Source organism: Rhodoferax ferrireducens (genome assembly GCF_031458075.1).
GTDB classification, from domain to species: domain Bacteria; phylum Pseudomonadota; class Gammaproteobacteria; order Burkholderiales; family Burkholderiaceae_C; genus Rhodoferax_B; species Rhodoferax_B ferrireducens_A.
Map to the genome: position 1 here is coordinate 152,447 of NZ_JAVDXT010000003.1, position 19,524 is coordinate 171,970.

A 19,524-nucleotide genomic window follows, 5' to 3' on the forward strand; every position below is an offset into this window, starting at 1 on the left:
ACTACAGGCGCTGCTGCGTCGCCTCGTCGAACACATGGACGCGGGCCGGATCGATGGCCAGCGTGATGTTGTCGCCGGGCTTGACCAGCAAGCGGTCGTGCACCAGCGCCTGCACCGGCTGGCCCTGGGCTTCGCAGGTCAGCAAGGTGTCGGCACCGCTGAACTCGACCACCTTGACTTCGCAGGGGATGCCATTGGCTTCGCCCGCCGGCCGCACCTGCAGATGCTCGGGGCGCAGGCCTAGCAGCACACGGCGGCTGCCCAGGCTGGCAAACGTGTCCCGCAGCAGGACTTGACCACCAAAATCGGCTATGGCGCAGGTATTGTCTGCGCCAGCAGCTACTATATTCATAGCAGGAGAACCGATAAAAGTCGCCACGAAGCTGTTGCAGGGTCGGTCATACAGCTCGGCCGGCGTGCCGATCTGCTCGACCTTACCGTCGCGCAGCACGATGATGCGGTCGGCCATGGTCATGGCTTCGATCTGATCGTGGGTCACGTAGACGGACGTGGTCTTCAGCCGCTGGTGCAGGGCGCGGATTTCGGTGCGCATTTGCACCCGCAGCTTGGCGTCCAGATTGCTCAGCGGCTCGTCGAACAGAAACACCTGCGGGTCGCGCACCATGGCCCGGCCCATGGCCACGCGCTGGCGCTGACCGCCAGACAACTGGCGCGGCAGGCGATCCAGCATCTTGTCCAGGCCCAGCATCTTGGCGGCGCCCGCCACCTTGCTGGCGATGGTGCCAGGCGGTGTGCCGGCAATCATCAGGCCAAAGCCCATGTTGTCCTGCACCGTCATATGCGGGTACAGCGCATAGGTCTGGAACACCATGGACACGCCCCGCTCTTTGGGCGGCAGGCCGTTGACGACCTTGTCGCCGATGCGTATCTGGCCGGCGTCGGGCGCGTCCAGCCCGGCCAGCATGCGCAGCAAGGTGGATTTTCCGCAGCCGCTGGGGCCGACGAAAACGGCGAATTCACCGTCGCCGATGGCGATGTCGACGCCGCGGATGACCTGGGTGTTGGCAAAGGATTTCTCGATGCCGGAGAGAGTGACGGATGCCATGGATGTATATGCTCTGGATAAAAAGTTAGCCGCCCTTGACACCGCCGGCGGTGAGTCCGCCCACGATTTCCTTTTGGATCAGCAAGGTGAGGATCAGCACCGGCAAGGTGACCAGCAAGGCCGCCGCTGCCAGCGGGCCCCAGGCGATCTGCTCGAAGGTCAGCACGTTGTAGATGGCGACCGGCAGGGTGCGGGTTTCACGCCCCGCCAGCACCGCGCCGAAGATGAAGTTGTTCCACGAAAAGATGAAGGCCAGGATGCCGGCCACCGTGATGCCGGGCCGGGCCAGCGGCAAGGCGATATGTCGAAAGCGCTGCCAGGGCGAGCAGCCATCGACCACCGCCGCCTCTTCCAGCTCCACCGGCAAGGTCTCGAAATAACCCGACACGATGTAGACCATGATGGGCACGGTTATCACCAAATGGGTGATGATCACCGGCGCCAAGGTACCCGTCAGACCCAGCGCCTGGAACAAGGTGAACAGCGGGATCAGAAAGCTGATGGCCGGTGTCATGCGGGCGATCAGAATCACCATCAGCAGCTTGCGCGCCTTCATGCGCGCCACGCCGTAGCCGGCCGGCACGCCGATCAGCAGCGCTACCACCGTCGCCGTACCCGACACCATGATGCTGTTCAGCAGGTACTGGAAGAAGGGCCCGCTGTCGAACACCTTCACAAAGTTGGCCAAGGTGGGTGGGCTGGGGATGAACACCGGCGGATAGGCCAGGTTGTCGACCTCGTTCTTGAAGGCCAGCGACAGCATCCAGACGAAGAAGCTGATGGCGGGCGACACCAGCAGGAATACGCAGATACCCAGCAGCAGCTTGTCGCGCAAGCGGTCACGTAATTTATTCATAGTATTTCGAGCGCTCGCGCAGCCAGAACAGCAGCATCGATAGAGCCACCACCAGCACAAAGAACACCACCACCACGGCCGAGGACTTGCCGATCTGGTAGAAGGAAAACGCCTGCAGGTACAGGTAGATGTTGATGGTCTCGGTCGAGGTGCCGGGGCCGCCCTGGGTGATCACGTAGATGGTGTCGAAGGTCTTCAGCGCATCGATGAGCCGCACCACCGCCGCCACCAGAATGAAGGGCAGCAGCAGCGGCAGGGTCACATAGCGGAAGGTCTGCCAGCGGCTCGCGCCCTCCATGAAGGCGGCTTCGAACGGGTCGGTCGGCAAGGAGGCCAGGCCGCCCAGCACGATCAGCATCACCAATGGCGTCCACTGCCAGACATCGACCAGCACCAGGCACAGAATCGCCAGCTTGGGCGAATACACCCATTCGCTCGGGCCTATGCCGACCAGCGACAGCAGGTAGTTGAGCACGCCCTGCTGTGGGTGGAACATCATCACCCAGACCAGCGCAATCGCCACCGGTGTGGCCATCATGGGCAGCACAAAAGCGCCACGCCAGAAGCCGCGCCCGGCGAACTGCTGGTTGAACACCAGCGCGGCCGCCGTGCCCAGCACCAGCGGTGCGGCCACGGCCAGGGTGGTGAAGACCAGGGTGTGGGCAATCGACTCCAGGAAGCGCGTATTGCTCGCCAACTCGGCGTAATTGCCCAGACCGGCAAAGGTGGCTTTGGAGCCAATCTTCCAGTCGAACAGGCTCATCCACAGCGTGAACATCCAGGGGAAGACGATCACGGCGGTGATGACCACCACGGCGGGCAGGATGAACCACAGAAACGGCGACGGCTTTCGCATGCCTACAGCTCCACGCGCCCGGGGTGGAGCGCACAAGGGAAAGAACCAGCCCACGCCAGCGGCGCGGGCCACGGCATCAGGTTTCGGACTTGGCCAGCACCGGGGCGAATTCGGCCGTAGCCTTCTTCAGCTCCGCCGCCACATCGCCACCGGTCAGCATGTTGTTCAGCGCAATGCCGAACACGTCGCGGAACTCGGTCACCGGCTCGATGATGGGCAGTCCGGGGCGGGCGATCTTCAGCGACTCGGCCACGGCGCTCAGCCATTCGGCGGGCACCTTGAGGTTGGCAATCGCCTCGGCATTCGAATACGCCGACAAGCGCACCGGTGCGCCCGAGGCGGTGGCCAGCATGCGCGCCTGCATGGCCTTGCCGGTCGCCCATTGGATGTAGTACCAGGCCGGGCCCTTCTTGGTGGTGAAGGCCGACACGCCGATGCCATCACCAAAGGTCGGCGACACCTGCAGCTTGGGGCCGGGCGGCATCACGCCGTAGCCGACCTTGCCGACGATCTTGGACTTGGCCGGGTCTTCCAGCGGCGGCGCAAAGCCCGAACCATCCAGCCACATCGCCGCCTTGCCTTGCAGGAACAGGCTTTGCGCCTCGTTCCAGTTGTAGCCGGCCACACCGGCCGGGCCGGTGTTTTTCAACAGGTCGCGGTACATGGTGGCCGAGGCCAGAGCTTCGGGGGTTTCGGTCGCCAGCTTGCCGTTGGCATCGAAGAACTGGCCGCCAAAGCCGAGGAACAGGCCGGTCCACAGCGGCACATTGGCGTTCTTCAGGCCGCGGCCGACGAAGCCAACCACGCCGGTCGCCGGGTCGTGCAGCTTCTTGGCGGCGTTGACGATGTCGGCATAGCTCTTGGGATAGGCCACGCCCTTGGCGGCGAACAGCTCCTTGTTCCAGTACAGCACCCAGGGGTCAAGGTTGAACGGCAGGCTGTCGATACGGCCATCGCTCTGGGTGGCGTAGAACATGCCACCGGCGGAATAGTCCTTCAGGTCGAAGTCGGGCGCCGCACCGTTGGCAAACAGGCCACGCAGGTCTTCCATCCACTTGCCCTTGGCGAACTGGCGTTTTTGCACGTGGTAGCTGAGGTGCACTACGTCGAAGCTGGTTTTGCCGGAGTTGAATTCGATCACCGTCTTCTGGCGCGACTGCTGCTCGGGCACCTGCTCGGCGCCGACCTTGATGCCGGTCAGATCTTCGAATTCCTTCTGGTACTTCTGCAGCAGCTCGCCGCGCGGGCTTTTGATCAGGTGCACCTCGATGCTCTGGCCGCTGTAGCGCTTCCAGTCGAAAGCCCCCTGGGCCTGGGCTTGTGTCGAGGTGAGGGGCAAGCCGGCCAGCGCGGTGGCGCCGGCGGCGGCCTGCAAGACGGTGCGGCGTGGAATGGAACGTGTCATGTTTGTCTCCTAGTTTTTTGTCTACAGGGATGCGGCGTTCTGGCCTAGCGCACGGTACGCCAAGCGCACCGCCTGCGCCTCGGTGTTATCCAGCGGCGTCAGCGGTGCCCGCACGTTCAGCCAGGTGTCGTCACCGGTCTGCTCGGCCAGGGCGGTCTTGTAGGCGCTGACGAAAGGCATGTTGGGCAGCAGGCTCAACAGCTTCAGCAGATCGATGATCAGCGCCTCGTCGGCCGGCGTCACCGACTCGGGGTTGCGCATCACGCGCTTGAGCAGATGCGGCGCCAGGTTCGACAAGCCATTGATCGAACCCGGGCTACCGGCACGCATGGCGGTGGCGATGTGCGCCTCCGAGCCGACCAGAATTCCCAGCTTGGGGAAGGCCTTGATGATGGCCAGCGAATGTTCGAGATCGCCCGCACTGTCCTTGAAGCCGGCCACCTGCTGCGGATGCAGCCGCATCAACTCGGCCACCACGGCGTGCGTGAAGGTCACATTGCTCAGCGAGGGGAAGTGGTACAGGAGCACGCGCAAATCGTCCGAGCCTATGCCCTGGATCACCTGGCTGACGGCGGATACCACACCGGCCTCGCGCGGGTGGTTGAAGAAGAACGGCGGCATCAGCAGCTGCCGGGTGCAGCCCAGCGCAATCGCATGGCGGCCCAGGTCAATCGCCTCGGCCAATGCGCAGGCCGAGATGGTGACGACGATCTGGTCGGGCCGCACACCGCTGGCCAGCACCGCCTCCAGCAGGCTCTTGCGTTCGGCCACGCTGAACGACAGGCCTTCGCCGGTGGTGCCGAACAGGGTCACGCCGTCGCAGCCCGCATCCAGCAGGCGCCGCACGTGCGCCAGGGTGCGCGGCAGATCGGGCTGGCCGCTGGCATCGAAGGGCATCAACAGGGCGGGCCAAAGGCCCTCAATAGCGTGTGTCAAAGGGTGCTCCTGGGGTGGTTGTGTGGGTTAGGGGGAAGGAATCGGGTCGGCGGTCAGTACCCGGTTCCGGGCGCTGTCCAAGTGGGCTTCCAGCAGCTGCACCGCTGCCGTGGCGTCGCGCTGCTGCAGGGCGGCAATGAAGCGCAGGTGCTCCTGCATGGCGGGGATCAGCCGGGCCGGGGTGATCACGCTTTGCTCCAGCTTGATCAGCCGCACGCGCAGGCTGTTGACGCGGTAGATCTCGGAGATGATTTCATTGCCCAGTGCATCGACCATGCGGTCGTGCAGGCCCCAGTCCACGGCCTGCGCATCGTCCAGCAAGGCCGCATCGGGAACGTCGGCGCTGGCGCGCTGCAGGATGTCCTGGTGGCTGGCGGTGATGGTTTCCAGCTCGGCGGCGCTGACAGTGGCGGCGAAATGGCGGATCGCTTCGCGCTCGATCAGGCTGCGCACCTGGAAGGCATTGCGCACCAGCTTCAGGTCCACATGGGCGATCTGCAGGCCGCGCTGGGGCACGGTCTTCACCAGGCCACCGGCTTCCAGGCGCGGAATCATCTCGCGCACCGCGCCCAGCGGCATGTCCAGCAAGGTCATCAGCTCGCGCTGCGAGACAAACTGGCCGGGCCGGATATTGCCGCTGAGGATTTGCTGGGTAAAGCCCTGGTAGGCGCGGGCCCGCTGGCTGCTCGATTCGGGACGCGCCAGTGTCAATGCCTGGGCCAACGCCGGCTTGGCGCGGGCTTTGCGGACCGGTTTGGCCGGTGTGCTCACGAACGCACCACGCCCTTCTTCAGCAGGATATTGCCGTACAGCCGGGTTTCGCCCGTGGCCACCACCGCAAATGCCTGGGCTGCCCGCGCGTAAAACGCGTGGCGCTCCAGCGAGGCCGGGGCGCGTTCGCCGTGGCGCTGCAAGGTGCTGGCGAAGTCCTGCACTGCCTCGGGCACGGCGCTGGCGTCGCCCACCACCTGCATGGTGAAGGCGGCATCGGGCACGTACTCGTCCAGCGGCAGCAGCGACAGCACGGCGTCCAGCACGCGGGTGGCGTCCAGGCCCGGCAGATGGATCAGCCGCTTGGCGTTGGTGGCCGCGGGGAAGTTGGCGTCGGCCAGCACGATCTCGTCGCCATGGCCCATGGAGGCCAGCACGTGCAGCAGATCGGGAGACAGCAGGGGCGAGATATTTTTCAGCATGGAGGGTCAGGGAAAGGTACCAGCTGGAGTAGCTGTTGCGCACTAACATGTTAGTTTTGCATCAGTGCGACTATAGGAGCCGTACACCAAAGCAGGACCGGTGAAAACCCGTGCAGGTAAACCCGCAATTCCACAGCACTTTCAATTTCGCACAATCGTGCTAATATTTTCCCCATGGATGCCAAAACCCAGAAAAGCGAACTCACCCGTGCCGCCATCGTCGGCGCCGCGATGGAGCTGGCCGCGACCCAGGGGCTGGAGGCCATCAGCCTGCAAACCGTGGCCGACCGCGTTGGACTGTCCAAAAGCGGGGTGTTTTCGCGCATCGGCTCGCGCGAGGCTTTGCAAAAAGCGGTGGTCGACGAATACGGCCAGCGCTTTGTGGCCGACGTGTTTACGCCCGCCATGCAGCAGCCCCAGGGCTTGCCCCGGCTGCACGAGATCATGCGGCGCTGGAGCCTGCGGGTCTGCCAGGTGGAAGCGCACACCGGCTGCATCTTTACCGCGGGTGCCTTTGAGCTGCACGACCGCGAAGGCGAGCTGCGCGACCACCTGGTGCAGGCCATCAGCATCTGGCGCGCGGCGCTGTGCCGCACGGTGCAGCAAGCCATCACGCTGGGCCAGTTGCGGGCCGATACCGATCCCGACCAGTTGGTGGGCGAGCTGTACAGCCTGGTCATCGGCCTGCTGCACGATGCCCGCTTCTTGCGCGACCCGCGCGCCACCGAGCGCACCCAGGCCAGCTGGACCCGGCTGATTGCCAGCTACCAAGTCTGAGCCCTTGCACCATCGCCTCACTTTTTTTATTCAAATTTCGCACAACTGTGCTATTTACCCCACCAAGGACCTTGCCATGACCAATGCCTCGCAACCCGCCGCTGTGACCTACTACGACACCCATGGCCTGACCCGCTGGCTGCGCTGGGGCTTGCGCGCCATCGAGCAGGTTTCGCCGTCGTTGGCGCTGCGCGGGGCGTACCGCTTGTTCGGCACGCCGCTACCGCTCAAATGGCTGGGTCGCCACCACGCCTGGACTGCGAACTGGCAGACCGAGCGCTGGCTTTTCGAGCGGGCCAGCCTGACGGTCTACAGCCTGCCGGCCGCGGCCGATGCGCCCAGCGTATTGCTGCTGCACGGCTGGGGCGGCCATGCAGCGCAGATGCTGCCGCTGGCGCAGGCACTGGCGGCACGAGGCCTGCGTCCGGTGTTGGTAGAAATGCCGGCCCACGGTCGCAGCGCCGGCCAGACCAGCAACCTGCCGCAGTTCACCCGGGCCATGGAATACGTCAGTGCCCGCCTGCTGCAAGAAGGGCAGCAGCTGCAGGCGGTGGTCGCCCATTCGCTGGCCGCCAATGCTGCCGCCTTTGCGTTGGCCCGCGGCCTGCCGGCGGCCAAGCTGGTGTTGCTGGCGCCACCGGCTTCGCCACGCCAGTACACCCACCAATTCGCCCACATTTTCGGCCTGGGTGATGCCGTGCGTACGGGGCTGCAGCAGCGCTTGGAAGCCCGCGAAGGCATTGTGCTGACCGAACTGGAGCCCGCGGCCGTAGGCCCGCGCATCCGCGCCCAGACCCTGGTAGTGCACGACCGGGGCGACCGCGTGAACCGCTTTGCCGATGGCCAGGCCTATAGCGAGGCGATCCACAACGCCCGCCTGGTAGCCACCCAGGGGCTGGGCCACCGGCGCATTCTGCAAGATCCCCAGGTAGTGGCCGAGGTGACAGCCTTCGTGGCCGCCTGAGCGCCCGGACGGGCACCTGCCGCAACGCATACGCGGGCGGCGGCCTTGTGGTGCAATAGCGGCTTTGCTGCCTCCAGGAGCCCCCATGAACGCCCGCATCCCCGCATCCGCCCTCAACCCGGCACAGGCCCTGGCCGATGCCAGCCGCGCCTGGGATGGCGACATCGTGCAGCAGCTCAGCGACTACATCCAGATCCCCGCCAAGTCGCCGGTGTTCGACAGCGACTGGTCGGCCCATGGCTATATCGACACCGTGGTACGCAATGCGGCTACCTGGATCGAGGCGCAAAAGGTCGAAGGCCTGGCGCTGGAAGTGATCCGCCTCGAAGGCCGCACGCCGGTGCTGTTTTTTGAAATCCCCGCCTCCAACGGCGACGGCCCGGCGATGGCCGCCTCCGACCAAACCGTGCTGATGTACGGTCATCTCGACAAGCAACCCGAATTCAACGGCTGGCGCAACGACCTCGGCCCCTGGACGCCCAAATACGAGGACGGCAAGCTCTACGGCCGCGGCGGTGCCGACGACGGCTATGCGGTCTACGCCAGCATCACCGCCATCCAAGCGCTGAAGGCGCAGAAGCTCGCGCACCCGCGCATCGTCGGCCTGATCGAAAGCTGCGAAGAAAGCGGCTCCTACGACCTGCTGCCCTATGTGGACGCGATGCGGCCGCGGCTGGGCGAGGTGTCGCTGGTGATCTGCCTGGACTCGGGTGCCGGCAACTACGACCAGCTGTGGCTGACCAGCAGCCTGCGCGGCATGGCCAGCGGCACCCTGAAGGTCGAGGTGCTGACCGAAGGCGTCCATTCCGGCGACGCCAGCGGCCTGGTGCCGTCGAGCTTTCGCATCATGCGCCAGGTGCTGGACCGTCTCGAAGACAGTGCCACCGGCCGTTTGCTACCGGCCAGTTTCCACTGCGAGGTGCCGGCGGACCGCCTGGCCCAGGCCCGCGCCACGGCCGCCATACTTGGTGACGAAATTTACAAACGTTTTCCGTGGGCGCACTACGACTGCGGTGGTTCCACTATGTTCACCCTGCCCACCACCACCGAGCCGGTGCAGGCCCTGCTGAACCGCACCTGGGCGCCGACGCTGAGCGTCACCGGTGCCGAGGGCTTCCCCAGCATGCAAAACGCCGGCAACGTGCTGCGGCCCTATACCGCGTTCAAACTGTCGCTGCGCCTGCCGCCGCTGGTCGATGCGGGCGAGGCAGTGCAAAAACTCAAGGCCTTGCTAGAAGACAACGCGCCCTACCAGGCCCGCGTGACCTTTGCGAGCGAAGAGTCGGCCACTGGCTGGAATGCGCCGACCACCGCGCCCTGGTTCGAGCAAGCGCTGAACGAAGCCTCGCAGTCCCAGTACGGCGCGCCCTGCGGCTATATCGGCCAGGGCGGCACGATACCGCTGATGAACATGCTGTCCAAGGGCTTCCCGAAGGCGCAAATGATGGTCTGTGGCGTGCTCGGCCCGAAGAGCAATGCGCACGGGCCGAACGAGTTCCTGCACGTGCCCTATGCCAAGAAGCTGACGGCGGCGGTAGCGCAGGTGATTGCCCGCTTCCCCATGCAGGCCGCGGGCTGAAATTTATAGAGAACAGGGCTGTGGCGCAGGTACTACCTGCGCCAGCAGCTATTATTTTTGCAGCAGACCGCCAAGCATGCCAAATAGGTCGTTGCTGTCACCCAAGCCTTCTTGCGGTGCCTGGCCCTGGGGGGTGAGCTGGTCCACCACGCCGGGTAGCACCTGGGCCAGCTGACCCGCGGCTTCCTGCGGCTGCAGGCCCAGCTGGGCGGCAATGCCGGCCAAGGCGTCGGAACCCAGCACATTGCTCAGCTGGTCGCCCGAGATAGGTTGGTTCTGCCCTGTGCCAATCCATGAGCCCAGCACATCGCCCATGCCAGCTTGCTGGAATTTTTCGGCCAGCCCGCCCAGGCCGCCCTGGCTGCTGTTATTGCCCAGCATGCCCACCACCACCTGGATCAGCTGGGGGTTGCTGGCCAGCATGCCGATGATGCCGCCCAGGCCGCCTGCCCCGCCTTGCGGCTGCTGCTGTTGTTGGCCGCCGTTGTTCAAAACCGCGCCGAGAACCGAGTCAAGTAAGCCCATGGTGAGTCCTTAAGAGTGGAGAGATCGGCAAGCTGGGCGGCCGAAGCCGCAACCTGCAAAAGCATTCTCGCCCATGGGCGTTACTGGGCGTTAAGCGTGGTTTATTGCACCACTTGCGCCAGCAGGCCTTGGGCATACTGGCCGGCCACGACCTGCAGGGTGTGGCCCTTGATCTTGCCGGCCTGGCCTTCGCAGCCGAACTGCAGAAAGCGCTGCTTGCACAGCTGCTTGGCGGCTTCGCGCGCAGGCTTGAGGTAGTCGCGCGGGTCGAACTTGTCGGGGTTTTCGGTGAAGTACTTGCGGATCGCGGCCGTCATGGCCAGGCGCACATCGGTGTCGATGTTGATCTTGCGCACGCCGTACTTGATGGCTTCCTGGATTTCTTCGACCGGCACGCCATAGGTTTCCTTCATGGCACCGCCGTGTTCGCGGATGGTGGCCAGGAACTCCTGCGGCACGCTGGAGCTGCCGTGCATCACCAGGTGGGTATTGGGGATGCGGCGGTGGATTTCCTTGATGCGCGAGATCGCCAGGATGTCACCGGTGGGCTTGCGGGTGAACTTGTAGGCGCCGTGGCTGGTGCCGATGGCGATGGCCAGGGCATCGATCTGGGTGCGCTGGACGAACTCGGCGGCCTGCTCGGGGTCGGTCAGCAGCTGTTCCATGGTCATGGTGGCGTCGGTGCCGTGGCCGTCTTCCTTGTCGCCCTTCATGGTTTCCAGCGAGCCCAGGCAGCCGAGTTCGCCTTCCACCGTGACACCCACGCGGTGCGCCATCTCGGCGACCTTGCGGGTGACTTCCACGTTGTACTCGAAGCTGGCGATGGTCTTGCCGTCGGCCTGCAGCGAACCGTCCATCATCACCGAGCTGAAGCCCAGGTTGATCGCACCCTGGCAGATTTCGGGGCTCTGGCCGTGGTCCTGGTGCATTACCAGCGGAATATGCGGCCAGGTCTCGATGGCGGCCTGGATCAAATGCTTGATGAAGGGCTCGCCCGCGTACTTGCGTGCGCCAGCGCTGGCTTGCAGGATGACCGGTGCGCCGACTTCCTCGGCGGCCGACATGACCGCCTGGACTTGCTCCAGGTTGTTGACGTTAAAAGCCGGGATGCCATAGCCGTTGACGGCCGCATGGTCCAGCAGTTCGCGCATAGAGACGAGTGCCATGGTGGTAGTTCCAGAGAGTTGAGAATGGGGCAGGGCAGTTTGGTAACCGCTTGGTAACTATGCCAATTCTAGCGGCCCCCCACGGCTGTCTGGATGGCAAAAGACAGCCGATAGCAAGTTTGCCAGCGTATTTGGCTACCTGTTACGTCTGTTTCAGGTGCAATCCGCTCAAATCTGCCCGCATGCACCTCGGCCACCCGGCTCACAATTTTGTGTCCCAGGCCCAGCGCGTCCACGGGCTTGGCCTGGCCGCTGGCGGCGCCGGCATCGCAGACCTGCAGCCAGGCCAGGGCCTGGCTGTGCCCGGTCTGCACTTCGACTTCGGTGCCGGGCGGGGTGTGGCGCAAGGCGTTTTCCACCAGATTGCGCAGCGCCAGCTCGATCAGCACCGGGTGGCCGGACACCAGCGGCAGCGCATCGCCGCTGACGCTGAGCACATGGCCGCTTTGCCAGGCGCTCTGGGCGTAATCGGCCACTACCCGCTGGGCCAGGGCCAGCAGGTCGACCGGCTCGGCCGATTCGGCCAGTTCGACCCGGCTGGTGCGGGCCAGCACCAGCAGCTGGTTCACCACCTCGCCGGCGCGCAGGGCGTCAGCCTCCAGCTGCTGCAGGCTCTGCGCGCGCTCGGCCGGCGACAGCGGGCCCTGCAAGGCCCGCGCCAGCAGCGCCAACGAGGCCAGGGGGGTGCGCAGCTCGTGCGCGACTTCGTCGGCCAGCGAGCGCTCGCGCTGCAGCGCAGTCTGCTGGCGCTCGACCAGGATGTTGATGGCCGCCACCACCGCCTCGAACTCGGCATGCGGATGCCGGGCCTGCAGGGTGCTGGCCTGGGCCACGTCCAGCGCATGCACGTCGGCCGACAGCAGGTGCAATGGGCGCAGGCCACGCCGTATCGCCAGGCCCAGCGCCAGCGCTACCACCGGCAGCAGCCACAGGCCAGGCAAGGCCACCTGCTCGGCAATGTCCCAGGCCAGGTCGTCACGCTCGTCGACGCTCAGCAGCACCATGACGCGGCGCGAACGGGCCGGGCCCTCGGCGTCCCAGCGCGCAAAGCTGCGCCAGCGTTCGGCCTGGGGGCCGAGCTGCAGATCGGCAAAGCCTTCGCTCTGCGCAAACGGCGGCAGCACCGCAGCCCCGGTATGGGTCAGCACCCGGCCCGCGGTATCCCAGACCACCACGCTCAGCGACTGCTGGTAGTCGTGGCTCTTGAGTTCGGCATAGCCCTCGGGTGCCGGCCGCGCGCCATTGGATAGGAAAACCCCGCCCTGCTGGTGCAGCAGCAAGGCGGAGACGCTGGCCAGATGGCCGTCGGTGAGTTCATCGGCCTCGTGCAGGCCGGTCTGCACGCCCACCGCCATGAAACCGGCCCAGACCAGCAGCAAAGCCCCCAGGGCCCAGACCAGTAGATGCCGGGTGAGTGAGCTGCCACCGGGGTTCATGCGGGCTCCTGCGGCACAAAATAGCCCACGCCGCGCAGGGTGTGGATCATCTGGGAACCGAGCTTTCTGCGCAGATGGTGGATGTGCACCTCGATCGCATTGCTGTCCAGCAACTGGTCGAAGCTGTACAGCGTGGTTTCAATCTGGGCCCGCGACAGCACGCGGCCACGGGCTTGCAGCAGGGCCAGCAAGACCGCGTATTCCCGGCCCGACAGCGCCACCGGCTGCCCGGCCAGCTGCACCGCGCGGGTCGCTGGGTTCAACACCAGATCGCCGCGGGTGATCAGCGGCTGGGCCCGGCCGGCCGAACGGCGCAGCAGCGCGCGCATGCGGGCTTCCAGCTCGTCGGGGTCGAAGGGCTTGGTCACGTAGTCGTCCGCCCCCGAATCCAGCCCCTCGATGCGCGAAGCCACGGCATCGCGCGCAGTCATGATCAGCACCGGAGTGTGGGCATCGGGCAGGCCGGCCGGGTTGCTGCGCAGCTTGTGCAGCAGGCTGCTGCCATCGCCGTCGGGCAGGCCCAGGTCCAGCAGCACCAGGTCGAACGGCTCGACGCACAGCGCGCTCCAGGCATCCGCCAGGCTGCCGACCACATCCACGGCATAGCCGCGCTGGCGCAGGCCTACGTTCAGACCCAGCGCTATGCCTGTGTCGTCTTCTACTACCAAGATTCGCATGGGCTCTATTGTGCGGGGCATTGCGGCCCTTAAGGATGGCTTAATGCGTGGCCCCAAGACTCGGCCCCCATGGAAAACGAAAAACAAGGGTGGGCCACCGTTCTGGCCCTGGGCGCGCTGCTCGCATGGGACGCCTCGGGCTGGGATGTGCCGGTCGCCGCCTGGTTCGGCACGGCCCAGGGCTTTGCGCTGCGCGACGACTGGGTGATGAGCACGGTATTCCACGAAGGCGGGCGCTTCCTGGCCTGGGCGCTGGTGCTGGCGCTGTGCGTGGGCGCGGTGCTGCCGTTCGGCCCGCTGCGCCGGCTTTCCACCGCCCGCCGCATCCAGCTGGCAGTAACGCCCATCGTCGGCGCCCTGGCGGTGTCCGTCATCAAATCCACCAGCGCCAGCAGCTGCCCCTGGGACATGCATGTGTTCGGCGGTGTGGCCCAGCATGTATCGCACTGGCAGTGGACCACGCCCGACGGCGGCAGCGGCCATTGCTTCCCGGCCGGCCACGCCACGGCGGGCTTCTCGTTCCTGGGCGGCTATTTCGTCTATCGGGAGCAGCCGCAGATCGCCCGGCGCTGGTTGCTCGGCTCGCTGCTGGCGGGCACGGTCTTCGGACTGGCCCAGCAGATGCGCGGCGCGCATTACACCAGCCACACGCTGTGGAGCGCCTGGCTGTGCTGGACAGTGGCTTGGCTAGGGGATATGTTGTACCAACACGTTGCAGGAGACCGCTATGCACGCGCCTGAATCACGGCGCTCTGCGCGCGGCCAAAGCGGCCATGTCATTCTGCCCAGCCGCTGGTCCATGCGCTGGCGCAATCCCTCCCAACCCGGCTGGCACCCGCAGGCGGTAAGCGCTGTGCTGTGCCTGTGGATGGCCAGCGTGGGCAATCTGGCGCTATGGCAAGCCCTGCACCAACTGGGCTCGCTGCAAGGCACCGCCGGCTTGCGCCTGGCCCTGGGCCTGGGCCTGGGCATTGCCGCCCTGCTCGGCACCCTGGTGTCGCTGCTGACCCTGTGGGCGCCGCGCTGGCTGCTGAAACCGGTGCTGACCCTGCTACTGCTGATGGCGGCCTTCGGCAGCTACTTCATGCAGAGCTATGGCATCGTGATCGATGCCACCATGCTGACCAATGCGCTGCAAACCGATGTGCGCGAAGTCACCGACCTGCTGCACTGGCGGCTGGCCCTGACCGTGTTCGGACTGGCCGTGGTGCCGGCCTGGTGGCTCTGGCGGCTGCAGGTGCGCTATCCGCAAGGTTTCAAGGCGCGGCTCAAGAATGCTCTGTTTTTGATAGCTTTCATCGCAGTATCTGTGGGCGCTACAGGTATTATTTTTCAAAATCTGGCGGGGCTGATGCGCAACCATACCCAGCTGCGCTACCTGATCAACCCGCTGAACAGCGTCTACGCCATGGGCCGGCTGGCCAAACCGAGCGGCAACCATGCGGGGCCGCTGCAGCCCCTGGGTGAAGACGCCAAGCTGGCCGCGGCCAACAGCCCCAGTGCGCGACCGCCGCTAGTGGTGCTGGTGCTGGGCGAGACGGCGCGCAGCGGCAACTTCGGCCTCAACGGCTACACCCGCAACACCACGCCGCTGCTGCAGGCCCAGGCGCGCAACGGCTTGATGGTCAGCTATACCAATGCCTGGTCTTGCGGCACCAGCACCGCGGCCTCCGTGCCTTGCATGTTCTCGCCGCTGGGGCGCGAAGCCTATGGTGCACGGGACACCGATACCGAAGGCCTGCTCGACGTGCTGCAGCACGCCGGCCTGGCCGTTCTGTGGGTGGACAACCAGGCGGGCTGCAAAGGCGTGTGCGACCGCGTGCCCAGCGCCAGCACCACCGGCGTGCCGGTGCCCGGCTTCTGCGACGGCAATGAGTGCTTCGACGCGGTGATGCTGCACGGGCTGGAGCAGCGGATTGCGGCCTTGCCCGCCGCCGCCCGCGCCAAGGGTGTGGTGGTGGTGCTGCACCAGATGGGCGGCCATGGCCCGGCCTACAGCCACCGCAGCCCGGCGGAGTTCAAGAAATTCGGCCCCGAATGCCTGAGTAGCGCGTTGCAGGAATGCAGCCAGGAAAACATCACCAATGCCTACGACAACACCATCGTCTACACCGACTTTCTGCTGAATTCGGTGGTCCAGTGGCTGCAGACCCAGTCCGGCCAATGGGATACCGCCATGCAGTATGTGGCCGACCACGGGGAATCGCTAGGAGAAAACAACATCTACCTGCACGGCCTGCCCTATGCGGTGGCGCCCGATGTGCAAAAGCATGTGCCCTGGATCACCTGGCTGTCGCCAGCCTTCACGCAGCGCAGCGGCATCACACCCGCCTGCCTGCAGCACAACGCGGCCGCGCGGATTTCGCACGACAACTTCTTCCACTCGGTGCTGGGTTTGCTGGGGGTGCAGACCGCGGTCTACCGCCCGGCGCTGGACCTGTACCGCGGCTGCGCGGCAGGGGCCTAAGAAGCCAATAACCGCTGGCAGGGCCGGAGCCCTGCCAGCGATGCCAGATCAGCCGACCTGGCAGATCTTCAGCATATTGGTGCCGCCAGGGGCACCCATGGGCTCGCCGCAGGTGATGGCGTAGATATCCCCGCTTTGCACGATGCCGCGCTTGGTCAGATGGCGCTCGGCCTGCTCCAGCGCGGTATCGCGGTCGCTGCTGGCGTCCATCAGCAAGGGCAGCACATTGCGGTACAGGCACATCTTGCGCTGGGTCGCCAGGCGTGGCGTCAGCGCGTAGATCGGCACGTGGATGCTGTGGCGGCTCATCCACAGGGCGGTGGAGCCGCTGTCGGTCATGGCCACGATGGCCTTGGCGCCCAGATGCTGGGCGGTGAACAGCGCGCCCATGGCGATGGACTGGTCGATGCGGTCAAAGGTCTTGCCCTTGAAGTCGGCTTCCAGCTCGCCGAACTCGGCCTTCTCGGCTTCGCGGCAGATATTGGCCATTTCCAGCACGGTTTCCAGCGGGAACTTGCCGGCAGCGGTTTCGGCGCTGAGCATCACGGCATCGGTGCCGTCGAGCACGGCATTCGCCACGTCGCTGACCTCGGCGCGGGTGGGCACCGGGTTGGTGATCATGCTTTCCATCATCTGGGTGGCGGTGATCACCACCTTGTCGCTGGCGCGGGCCATGCGGATCATGCGTTTTTGCAGCGCGGGCACGGCGGCATTGCCGACTTCCACCGCCAGGTCACCACGCGCCACCATGATGCCGTCGCTGGCGTCCAGAATCGCTTGCAGGTTGGGAATGGCTTCGGCGCGTTCGATCTTGGCGATCAGGCCCGGCTTGTGGCGGTACTCGGCCGCGGCCACATTGCACAGCTGGCGCGCCATTTCCATGTCGGTGGCGTTCTTCGGAAAGCTCACGGCCACGTAGTCGGCCTGGAAGGACATGGCGGTCTTGATGTCGTCCATGTCCTTGGCGGTCAGCGCGGGGGCAGTCAGACCGCCGCCTTGTTTGTTGATGCCCTTGTTGTTCGACAGTTCGCCGCCCAGCTTGACGATGGCGTGCACGGCCTCGCCGCGCACCGCTTCCACCACCATGACGATCAGGCCGTCGTTCAGCAGCAGCACGTCGCCGGCCTTGACTTCGCGCGGCAGTTCTTTGTAGTCGAGGCCGACGGCGCCGATGTCGCCCAGCTCGGTGCGTGCAGCATCGAGCACGAATTTCTGGCCGGGCTCCAGCATGACCTTGCCTTCGGCAAACTTGCCGACGCGGATCTTCGGACCTTGCAGGTCGGCCATGATGGCCACTTCACGGCCGGCGCGCTTGGCGGCATCGCGGACCATCATGGCCCGGTCGATATGGTCTTGTGCCTTACCGTGGCTGAAGTTCAAGCGCACGACATTGACGCCGGCCCGGATCATTTGCTCCAGCAGCTCCGGGGTATTGGAGGCAGGGCCCAGGGTGGCGACAATTTTGGTGGCAAGGCGGGGCATGGAAAAGTCTCCGTTGTAATTTAGTTTCCATTTTTACACGAAAGCAGTTACCAAAAGGTTACAGGATGGGCTGGAAAACCCTCGCCATAGCGCTGACATCGGCCCATGGTACAAAGTTACCACTGCCGCGCTATCCCGCCAAGCTTTGATCTTGGTCAGAACCCTTGAGGGTCCGCCCGCATAGCATCGCGGCAGCTTATTGCGCACCCATGCCAAGCCAGTACGGGCTTTGCTAGGCAATCCCCCCTCTTCACCCGTGTTTTCGCCATGACTTCTTTGATTGAACCGCGCGCCGCGGAGCCCTTGCCGCTGGCGCCCGACGCCCCGCTGCCGCACCGCAAGGTGATCCGCTCCTGGCTGATTCCGCTGGCCCAGCGCACCACGCTGCGGGCTCTGCTGCTGTTGGCTTTTGACTACGCTTTGCTGTTGTCCCTGCTCAGCGCTACGGTATTGCTGGCCCCGGCCTGGGCCAAACTGCTGTGCGGGCTGGCCGCGGGCTTCGTCATTGGCCGGCTGTTCATCATCGGCCACGACGGCTGCCACCAAAGCCTGACGCCGCACCGCCGGCTGAACAAATGGCTGGGCCGCATCGCCTTTCTGCCCTCGCTGACCGCCTACAGCCTGTGGGATGTAGGCCACAACGTGGTGCACCACGGCTTCACCAACCTCAAGGGCGTGGATTTCGTCTGGGCCCCGCTGACGCCCGACGAATACCAGGCCTTGTCGCCGCTGCGCCGAGCGATGGAGCGGGTCTACCGCAGCGGCTGGGCGCCGGGCGTGTACTACATGGTGGAGATCTGGTGGCGCCGCATGTTCTTCCCCAGCCAGTCGAGCATGGGTACGCAGCGCCCGATATTCACCTGGGACTGCGTGCTGGTCTCGGGCTACGGCCTGCTCTGGCTGGCGGCGCTGACCGCGGCCGCGCTGTCCACCGGGCAATCGGTGCTGCTGGTGCTGGTCTCGGGCTTTGTCGTACCTTTGCTGTTCTGGTTCGCCATGATCGGCTTCGTGGTCTATGTGCACCACACCCATGTCAAGGTGTCCTGGCACGCCGAGCGCAATGCCTGGGCGCGGGCCCAGCCCTTCGTGTCGACCACGGTACACCTGACCTTCCCGTTCCAGATCGGCGCGCTGCTGCACCACATCATGGAGCACACCGCCCACCATGTGGACATGAGCATCCCGCTGTACCGCCTCAAGGAAGCCCAGAAGAAGCTGGAAGACCTGCTGCCCGAGCGCATCATCATCCAACCGTTCTCCTGGCGCTGGTACTTTGACACCGCGCGCAGCTGCAAGCTGTACGACTTCAGCCGCAGCTGCTGGACCGACTTTGCGGGCCGCGCCACCAGCACGCCCAAGCCCCAGGCGGCGTAACACCCGAACTCTTGACCTGGCGCAAACGCGGCCACCCGGCCGCTTGATCCGGCGCAAACTGCCGGAAGCCCGGGTCTTTTGTAATCGGATGCATGGGAATGTTCCCATGTATCCGATGGAAAAAAGACCATGAAAAAATCCCTGCTGGCCGCCGCACTGTGTGTACTGGTGTCGGCCTCCGCATACGCCCAATCCGCCACCGAAGGCCCATGGCTGGTGCGGGCCCGCGCCGTGCACCTGGACAGCGCCAACGGCGACACCACGCCACTGGCCCTGAGCATCAACAACAAGTGGCTGCCCGAGCTGGACATCAGCTACTTCTTCACCCCGCAGATCGCAGCCGAACTGGTGTTGACCGTGCCACAGAAGCAAACCCTGAGCGCCGGCGGCACGCCCATCGGCAGCTTCAAACACCTGCCACCGACTCTGACCGTGCAGTACCACTTCCAGGCCAATGGCTTCAAGCCCTATGTGGGCGCGGGCCTGAACTACACCCGGATCAGCGCGGTCAACCTGCCGGCTGGCGTTAGCGTGGACCGCAATAGCTTTGGCCCGGCACTGCAGGCAGGTGTGGACATCCCCCTGGCCAAGAACCTCTACTTCAACCTGGACGTGAAGAAGGTCTACATCCGCACCGATGTCGCCGCGGGCGGTAGCAAGCTGGGCACCTTCAAGGTAGATCCCGTCCTGTTTGGCATCGGCCTGGGCTGGCGCTTCTAAACAAAAAAAGCGCCGTGATCGGCGCTTTTTCATGGGTCGACATCG

At 65.2% G+C, this 19,524-nt stretch carries 19 protein-coding genes; 7 read left to right on the forward strand and 12 right to left on the reverse strand.

Annotated elements, in window-relative coordinates:
- Position 1: 1 nt before the first annotated feature.
- From J2X19_RS16155 to J2X19_RS16185, 7 genes are all read right to left on the reverse strand, one after another.
- Positions 2-1,066 (reverse strand): ABC transporter ATP-binding protein, encoded by a 1,065-nt coding sequence (locus J2X19_RS16155; protein ID WP_310374775.1) that lies wholly within the window; start codon positions 1,064-1,066, stop codon positions 2-4.
- Positions 1,067-1,091: 25 nt separating this feature from the next.
- Positions 1,092-1,922: a carbohydrate ABC transporter permease gene (locus tag J2X19_RS16160; protein ID WP_310374776.1), complete on the reverse strand. Its 831-nt coding sequence runs from the start codon at positions 1,920-1,922 to the stop codon at positions 1,092-1,094.
- Positions 1,915-2,778: a carbohydrate ABC transporter permease gene (locus J2X19_RS16165; protein WP_116608476.1), complete on the reverse strand. Its 864-nt coding sequence runs from the start codon at positions 2,776-2,778 to the stop codon at positions 1,915-1,917. Before J2X19_RS16165 ends, J2X19_RS16160 begins: the two co-directional genes overlap by 8 nt.
- A gap of 76 nt (positions 2,779-2,854) precedes the next feature.
- Complete coding sequence (locus J2X19_RS16170) at positions 2,855-4,183, reverse strand: ABC transporter substrate-binding protein (RefSeq protein WP_116608477.1); 1,329 nt, start codon at positions 4,181-4,183, stop codon at positions 2,855-2,857.
- A gap of 21 nt (positions 4,184-4,204) precedes the next feature.
- A complete protein-coding gene (locus J2X19_RS16175) occupies positions 4,205-5,119 on the reverse strand; it encodes a dihydrodipicolinate synthase family protein (protein ID WP_310374781.1) in 915 nt (304 codons plus the stop codon).
- A 27-nt stretch (positions 5,120-5,146) separates the two neighbouring features.
- The gene (locus J2X19_RS16180; RefSeq protein WP_310374783.1) at positions 5,147-5,890 is read right to left on the reverse strand and encodes a GntR family transcriptional regulator; all 744 of its coding nucleotides are present in this window, start codon (positions 5,888-5,890) and stop codon (positions 5,147-5,149) included.
- A complete protein-coding gene (locus J2X19_RS16185) occupies positions 5,887-6,312 on the reverse strand; it encodes an RbsD/FucU family protein (RefSeq protein ID WP_092757407.1) in 426 nt (141 codons plus the stop codon). Before J2X19_RS16185 ends, J2X19_RS16180 begins: the two co-directional genes overlap by 4 nt.
- A 174-nt stretch (positions 6,313-6,486) precedes the next feature.
- Between J2X19_RS16185 and J2X19_RS16190 the strand changes: the two genes are divergently transcribed.
- The 3 genes from J2X19_RS16190 to J2X19_RS16200 all read left to right on the forward strand — a co-directional run bounded on the left by J2X19_RS16190 (position 6,487) and on the right by J2X19_RS16200 (position 9,632).
- On the forward strand, positions 6,487-7,089 hold the full coding sequence (locus J2X19_RS16190; RefSeq protein ID WP_116608479.1) for a TetR/AcrR family transcriptional regulator: 603 nt from the start codon (positions 6,487-6,489) through the stop codon (positions 7,087-7,089).
- A 76-nt stretch (positions 7,090-7,165) separates the two neighbouring features.
- Positions 7,166-8,053: an alpha/beta hydrolase gene (locus J2X19_RS16195; RefSeq protein WP_310374785.1), complete on the forward strand. Its 888-nt coding sequence runs from the start codon at positions 7,166-7,168 to the stop codon at positions 8,051-8,053.
- Positions 8,054-8,138: 85 nt separating this feature from the next.
- The gene (locus J2X19_RS16200) at positions 8,139-9,632 is read left to right on the forward strand and encodes a M20 family metallopeptidase (RefSeq protein ID WP_310374788.1); all 1,494 of its coding nucleotides are present in this window, start codon (positions 8,139-8,141) and stop codon (positions 9,630-9,632) included.
- Between the two features lie 51 nt (positions 9,633-9,683).
- Here J2X19_RS16200 and J2X19_RS16205 read toward each other — a convergent pair whose 3' ends face one another.
- The 4 genes from J2X19_RS16205 to J2X19_RS16220 form a co-directional block, all read right to left on the reverse strand.
- Positions 9,684-10,157 (reverse strand): YidB family protein, encoded by a 474-nt coding sequence (locus J2X19_RS16205; RefSeq protein ID WP_116608482.1) that lies wholly within the window; start codon positions 10,155-10,157, stop codon positions 9,684-9,686.
- Between the two features lie 101 nt (positions 10,158-10,258).
- Complete coding sequence (gene fba, locus J2X19_RS16210) at positions 10,259-11,323, reverse strand: class II fructose-bisphosphate aldolase (RefSeq protein ID WP_116608483.1); 1,065 nt, start codon at positions 11,321-11,323, stop codon at positions 10,259-10,261.
- A 68-nt stretch (positions 11,324-11,391) separates the two neighbouring features.
- Positions 11,392-12,759: a histidine kinase dimerization/phospho-acceptor domain-containing protein gene (locus J2X19_RS16215; RefSeq protein ID WP_310374791.1), complete on the reverse strand. Its 1,368-nt coding sequence runs from the start codon at positions 12,757-12,759 to the stop codon at positions 11,392-11,394.
- The gene (locus tag J2X19_RS16220) at positions 12,756-13,436 is read right to left on the reverse strand and encodes a response regulator (RefSeq protein WP_310374793.1); all 681 of its coding nucleotides are present in this window, start codon (positions 13,434-13,436) and stop codon (positions 12,756-12,758) included. The genes J2X19_RS16215 and J2X19_RS16220 overlap by 4 nt, the downstream gene beginning before the upstream one ends.
- 69 nt (positions 13,437-13,505) lie before the next feature.
- Here J2X19_RS16220 and J2X19_RS16225 point away from each other — a divergent pair, with 69 nt between their 5' ends.
- Both J2X19_RS16225 and J2X19_RS16230 read left to right on the forward strand, forming a co-directional pair.
- The gene (locus tag J2X19_RS16225; RefSeq protein ID WP_310374795.1) at positions 13,506-14,177 is read left to right on the forward strand and encodes a phosphatase PAP2 family protein; all 672 of its coding nucleotides are present in this window, start codon (positions 13,506-13,508) and stop codon (positions 14,175-14,177) included.
- The gene (locus J2X19_RS16230) at positions 14,164-15,903 is read left to right on the forward strand and encodes a phosphoethanolamine transferase (protein WP_310374796.1); all 1,740 of its coding nucleotides are present in this window, start codon (positions 14,164-14,166) and stop codon (positions 15,901-15,903) included. Before J2X19_RS16225 ends, J2X19_RS16230 begins: the two co-directional genes overlap by 14 nt.
- A 48-nt stretch (positions 15,904-15,951) precedes the next feature.
- Here J2X19_RS16230 and pyk read toward each other — a convergent pair whose 3' ends face one another.
- A complete protein-coding gene (gene pyk, locus J2X19_RS16235; RefSeq protein WP_116608487.1) occupies positions 15,952-17,385 on the reverse strand; it encodes a pyruvate kinase in 1,434 nt (477 codons plus the stop codon).
- Between the two features lie 267 nt (positions 17,386-17,652).
- Here pyk and J2X19_RS16240 point away from each other — a divergent pair, with 267 nt between their 5' ends.
- Positions 17,653-18,759 (forward strand): fatty acid desaturase, encoded by a 1,107-nt coding sequence (locus tag J2X19_RS16240; RefSeq protein WP_310374799.1) that lies wholly within the window; start codon positions 17,653-17,655, stop codon positions 18,757-18,759.
- Between the two features lie 129 nt (positions 18,760-18,888).
- Positions 18,889-19,479 (forward strand): OmpW/AlkL family protein, encoded by a 591-nt coding sequence (locus J2X19_RS16245; protein ID WP_116608489.1) that lies wholly within the window; start codon positions 18,889-18,891, stop codon positions 19,477-19,479.
- Positions 19,480-19,524 lie beyond the last annotated feature (45 nt).